The sequence below is a fragment of the Spirillospora sp. NPDC049652 genome (assembly GCF_040675125.1).
GTDB lineage: Bacteria > Actinomycetota > Actinomycetes > Streptosporangiales > Streptosporangiaceae > Spirillospora.
Genome location: NZ_JBFAOF010000420.1, coordinates 1 through 5,871 on the forward strand (window position 1 = coordinate 1; position 5,871 = coordinate 5,871).

General features: G+C 75.0%; 3 protein-coding genes. 2 read left to right on the forward strand and 1 reads right to left on the reverse strand.

Translation table 11 applies throughout. From position 1 onward, the window contains the following. The coding region (locus AB0J52_RS23960; RefSeq protein WP_500184293.1) for a preprotein translocase subunit SecA at positions 1-1,667 on the forward strand (1,667 nt) is incomplete at its 5' end. Positions 1,668-2,203: 536 nt separating this feature from the next. Beyond that, complete coding sequence (locus AB0J52_RS23965) at positions 2,204-2,875, forward strand: hypothetical protein (protein WP_500184296.1); 672 nt, start codon at positions 2,204-2,206, stop codon at positions 2,873-2,875. Positions 2,876-3,084: 209 nt separating this feature from the next. Here AB0J52_RS23965 and AB0J52_RS23970 read toward each other — a convergent pair. Continuing rightward, positions 3,085-5,871: DNA glycosylase AlkZ-like family protein (locus tag AB0J52_RS23970; RefSeq protein WP_500184297.1), on the reverse strand; the 2,787-nt coding region annotated here is incomplete at its 5' end.

Below are 5,871 nucleotides of genomic sequence, written 5' to 3' on the forward strand. Positions count from 1 at the left end.
GCGCCGACCCGACCTACGCCGACCTCGTGCGGCGGCTGCGGCCCGGCCGCGACTACGGGACCGACACCGAGGCCCGCAACGTCCAGCTCACCGCGGCGGGCGCGCGCGAGGTCGAGCGGTCCCTCGGCGGCATCGACCTGTACGCGCCGGACAACCTCGCCGTGCTCACCGCCGTCAACGTCGCCCTGCACGCCGAGGTGCTGCTCCAGCGGGACGTGGACTACATCGTCCGGGACGGCGCGGTGAAGCTGATCAACGAGTCGCGCGGCCGCGTCGCGCTGCTCCAGCGCTGGCCGGACGGCCTGCAGGCGGCCGTCGAGGCCAAGGAGGCGCTGGACGCCTCGCCGAGCGGCGAGATCCTCGACTCGGTCACCGTCCAGGAGCTGATCGGCCGGTACCCGGTGCGGTGCGGGATGACCGGCACCGCCCTGGCCGTCGCCGGGCAGCTCCGCGAGTTCTACGACCTGGACATCGCGGTCGTCCCCCCGAACCGGCCGTGCGTCCGCGACGACCGGCCCGACCGGCTGTACGCCACGTCCGCCGACAAGGAGGTCGCGGTCGTCGAGGAGATCGCCGCCGCGCACGCCGCCGGACGGCCCGTCCTCGTCGGCACCGCCGACGTCGCCGAGTCCGAGCGGCTGGCCCGCCGCCTGGTCCGGGCCGGGTTCGAGCCGGTCGTCCTGAACGCCAAGAACGACGCCGAGGAGGCCGCGATCATCGCGCGGGCGGGCGCGCCCGGCGCGATCACCGTGTCCACCCAGATCGCCGGCCGCGGCACCGACATCCGCCTCGGCGGGCCGCCCGCGGAGAAGACCCCCGGCACCGCCCCGCTGGACGGCCCCGCCGCCGGAACCCACGACCAGGTCGTCGCGGCGGGCGGCCTGCTGGTCATCGGCACCGGCCGCTACCACAGCAGCCGCCTGGACGACCAGCTGCGCGGCCGCGCCGGCCGCCAGGGCGACCCGGGCGCCTCGGTGTTCTTCACCAGCCTCCAGGACGACCTGGTCACCCGGTACGCCCCGGACGAGGAGTACGACGGCCCCGTCGGCGACGACGGCCGGATCGACGCCAAACCCGCGCACTGGATCGTCGGCCACGCCCAGCGCGTCGCCGAGGGCGTCGACCTGGAACTGCACCGCAACACCTGGCGCTACAACAACCTCATCGGCCTGCAGCGCGCCGAACTCCTGGCCGAACGCGACACCGTCCTGCGCGGCGACGCCGCCGACCGCCTGATGGCCGAGCGGGTCCCCGCCAGACACGCCGAACTGGTGGAACTGGCCGGGGCCGAAGCGGTCGCGGCGGCGGCCCGCCAGCTCCTGCTGTTCCACCTGGACCGCCGCTGGTCCGACCACCTCGCCTTCCTCACCGACATCCGCGAGGGCATCCACCTTCGCTCCCTCGGACGCGGCCTGGACCCGCTCGTCGAGTTCAACGCCGAGGCCGTCCCCGCGGGCAAGCGGCTCCTGCCCGACGCCCGCGCCGCCGCCGTCGCCGCCTTCGAGAACCTCAAGACCTCCGAGGACGGCACCCTCGACCTCGCCGGCGCGGGCCTCCAGCGCCCCTCCGCCACCTGGACCTACCTCGTCCACGACAACCCCTTCGGCTCCCTGGACGAACGCACCCTCCGCGGCCTCATCTCCCTCTTCAAAGGACGGCGTAACTAAAGAGCCTCGGCCCACTTCGCTCGCCTGGCGGCTGTGTTGTCACAGTCTCGGCCCACTTCGCTCGCCCAGGGGCTCGCTTCGTGACCGTGTCTGGGCGAACGCGGCATCGCTTCGCGATCTGCCCGGTTTCGCTCGCCTTCGGCTTCGCTGCTCCGTGCAGGTAGCGCGTTCGCGTGCGTGGCCGGGGTCCTTGGGACAGGTTCTGGTGGTGAATTGCTGGGCTGAGCCCGTCGCGGGGACGGCTGAGCTCGTTGCGGGGACGGCTGGGAGGGCGTGCGTGCGGCCGGGAGTGCGGAGTGCGGCCGGGAGCGGGCAGAAGGGTGGCCGGGAGGCGGGCAGAAGGGCGGGGGCGGCTGGAAGGGGGGCCGGGAGGGGCGGGCAGGCGGGTGGATAAAGGGCTGCGGACGGGCGGGAGGGGGGAGTTGTTCCCTCTGGACCGGCCGGATCCGGTCGTGATCCTTTGAGGCCGGTGGGCGGATCCCGTTCGTCGCACAGTCATGCTAAATAAAACGGGACGTGCCGCCGCGGCGGCTCGCGTGCTGGCCTGGACGGCCTCGGCCCTGCTGCTCATCGCGGGCGCGGCCGCCGGCGTCTCCGCTCTGCTCCAGGCGGACGCGGGCGGCTACTTCTCCACAGCCCGGCACCGGTTCACCACCTCCGGTGTGGCGCTCAAGACCGACGAGATCGACGTCGGCTCGTCGTCCGCGCACGCCGCCGACCCTGACCCGGACATCGGTGAATGGGCGCGCGTGCGTATCAAGGTCGAGGCGGTCGATCCGAACGTCCCCGTCTTCGTGGGCATCGGACCCAAGGACGAGGTCGAGGCGTTCCTCCGGGGCGCCGCCTACGACGACTTCGTCTCGGCCGAACTGAAGCCCTTCCAGGCGAGCTTCCGGCACGTCCCCGGAGCCGGCCACGCCGCGGATCCCACCCGCCGGACGTTCTGGGTCGCCTCGTCCGCGGGCACCGGCCCTCGGACCCTGACCTGGGACAAGACCCACGGCGCGTGGTCCGTCGCCGTCCTGCGTCTGGACGGCGCCCCGAACGTGGACGTGCGCGCCTCGATCGGCCTGCGCTTCGCCTTCCTGACCCCGGTTTCCCTCGTCTGCCTCGCGGCGGGGCTGCTCTGGCCGGCCTGGCGCATCACCCGCCGCCTGACCGGCCGCCGCCAAGAGGCACAGAACGCCCGAGCCGCGACGGCTGCGTGAGCCGCGACGGACGCGCGTGCCACGTCGGACGCGTGAGCCGCGACGGACGCGTGAGCCGCGACGGACGCGTGAGCCGCGACGGACGCGCGTGCCACGTCGGACGCGTGAGCCGCGACGGGGCGTGAGCCACGACGGGCGCGTGAGCCACGGCGTTCGGCCGACAAGGGGCCGGTCCGGGCGTTCCGCCCTCGGGCGGGCGGCGCGTGTGGTCAGGCTCGGAGGCGGAGGCCTCTCGGGGTCGGGTGGAAGCCGGCGGCTTCGAGCGCGGCGGCGAGCGGGGAGTCGTTGATGTCCTCCCCGTCGGCGCGCTCCACGGTCAGCTTGCCGAGCGCCCCCTCCCGGACGGCCAGGGCCAGCGCGTCCACCGCCGGTTGCAGGACGTCCGGATCATCGTCCCAGGTCAGAAGGGTCTTTCCGCCGCGTTCGACGTACAGGACGAGGCGGCCCCCGATCAGGACGACCAGCGCGCCCGCCTTCCGGCCGGGCTTGTGACCGCTCGCCGCCTCGTCCGGGCGGTCGGGCCAAGGGAGGGCCGCGCCGTAGACGTTCGCCGGATCGGCCGCCGCGAGCACGAGCGCGCGCTCGCCGGACTCCTGTCCGCGCGTGGCCGCCACCGGCGCGAGCGACCCGCCCAGCGAGGGCGGCCGTCCGTGCCCGGGCCGTCCGGCGCCGCTTCGGCCGGTCGTCGGGCCGCGAGAGGCGTCCGGCTCGTCCCAGCGATCGGGGAAGGCATCTGACGCGGACGACCCGCCGCCTCCGCCCGACACATCCTCCGCGGGGGATCCCCAGCGCTCGCTCGTGCCCTCCGCGGCCGACTCCCAGCGCCCGCCGGACGCGTCGTCGCTGGGGCCAGGTGCGTCCCAACGCCCGTCGGGAGCATCCGGTGCCGGGGTCTCCCAGAGGGATGCCGGAGGGGGCGGGGCGGCAGGTGGCGGGGAGGGGCGCAGGGCGCGTAGACGGTCCACGGCGCCCGGCAGGGCGAACTGGGCCGCGCCCAAGCCCTCCACGAAGTAGCCGCGCCGGCAGCGACCGGTCTCCTCGAAGGCGCGCAGGACGGGGTAGACGGCCGAGAAGCCGCCCGGAGTGCGTTCGGCCGCGACCGCGCCGCGGATGACGATGCCGTACCGGTCGAGCAGGGACTCGGCCAGCGCGTGCGAGCGGGCCGTGGGCGTGGTCTCGCGCTCGGGCAGCGGCCACCAGCGTCCGGCGACGGTGGGCGGGCCGGTGCGCGACGGCAGGACCGGACGGCCCCGCCGGGTCGCGCGGGCGCGGTGCGCGGGACGCCCGGAACCGAGCGCGGCACGCAGCGGGGCGAGGGTGTCGTTGGTGAGCAGGCCCGCCCAGACCAGGTCCCAGACGGCGGTGACCAGGTCGGCGTCGTTCACGGCGAGGCCGCGCTCCCGGTTCACCCGGTCGGAGAGCATGCGGAAGAACAGCGCGCCGCCGCCCTCCAGCAGTTCGAGAACCGCCTGGTGGACGGGCGTGAGCGTGATCTCGGCGGGTTCGGGCATGAGCAGCGGCGCGGTGTCGGCCAGGTACAGCGCGACCCAGCCGTCCCCGCCGGGAAGGCTGCCCTGACCGGCCCAGACGACCTCGCCGGACGAGGTCAGCTCGTCCAGCATCGCGGGCGAGTAGCCGGGCACGCGGGACGGCAGGATCAGCGACTCCAGCGCCGACGCCGGGACGGCCGACCCCTGGAGCTGCTCGACCGCCTGCACCAGCGCGTCGAGGCCGCGCAGGCGCGAGCCGCCCGTGATGCCGTGCCAGGCGGGCAGGAACCGGCCGAGCGCCTCGGGCGGGGACGGCTCGACCTCGGCGCGCAGCCGCGCGAGGGACCGGCGGCGCAGCGTCCGCAGCACCCCGCTGTCGCACCACTCGGACGTCAACGGGCCGGACACGGCCTCGACCGGCAGGAACTCGCCCTCGACCACGCGTCCGGCGGCGGCGAGCCTGCGCAGGGCCTCGGTCGCCACGGCCGCGCCGAGCCCGAACCGCGCCGCCACGGTGTCGGCCCGGAAGGGGCCGTGCGTGCGCGCGTACCGGGACACGAGGTCGCCGAGGGGGTCGTCCACCGGTTCGAGGAACGCCTCGGGCACCCCCACGGGCAGCGGGACGCCCAGCGCGTCGCGGAGCCGGCCGGCGTCCTCGATCGCGGCCCACCGCTCCTCTCCGGCGACGCGGACCCTGATGACCCGGCGCTCCTCCTCCAGCCGCGTGGCGTAGGGCGCGGCCTCGTGCGGGCCCGTGAGGCGGAGCCCGATCTCGGCCGTCGTGAGGGGGCCGAGTGTGCGCAGCAGATCGGCGACGCCCTCCAGGTCGTGCGCGCGGCGCTCGGGCGCGAGCCGCTGGAGCTCGCGCTCGGTGTCGGCGACGACCTCGGGATCGAGCAGTTCGCGCAGGTCGGCCTGGCCCAGCAGCTCCGAGAGGAGGGCCGTGTCGAGCGCGAGCGCCTGGGCACGGCGTTCCGCGAGCGGTGAATCGCCCTCGTACATGAACGCGCCCACGTAGTGGAACAGCAGGGACCGCGCATAGGGCGACGGCTCGTTCGTCTCGACCTCGACCATGCGCACCTTGCGTCCGGACAGGTCGCGCATGAGCTGGACGAGCCCCGGAACGTCGAACACGTCCTGGAGGCACTCGCGCATCGTCTCCAAGACGATCGGGAACGACGGGTACTTGCCGGCCACGCTCAGCAGTTGCGCGGCGCGCTGCCGCTGCTGCCACAGCGGCATGCGCTTGTCGGGGCGGCGGCGCGGCAGCAGCAGCGACCGGGCCGCGCACTCGCGGAACCGCGCCGCGAACAGGGCGGACCCGCCGAGCTCGTCCACGACGACGCGCTCGATCTCGTCGGCGTCAAAGGCGCACAGGTCCATGCCGGGCGGGTCGTCCATGTCGGGGATGCGGATGACGATGCCGTCGTCGGCGTGCATGGCCTGCGCGTCCACGCCGTAGCGCTCGCGCAGGCGGCCCGCCAGGGCGAGCGCCCACGGTCCGTG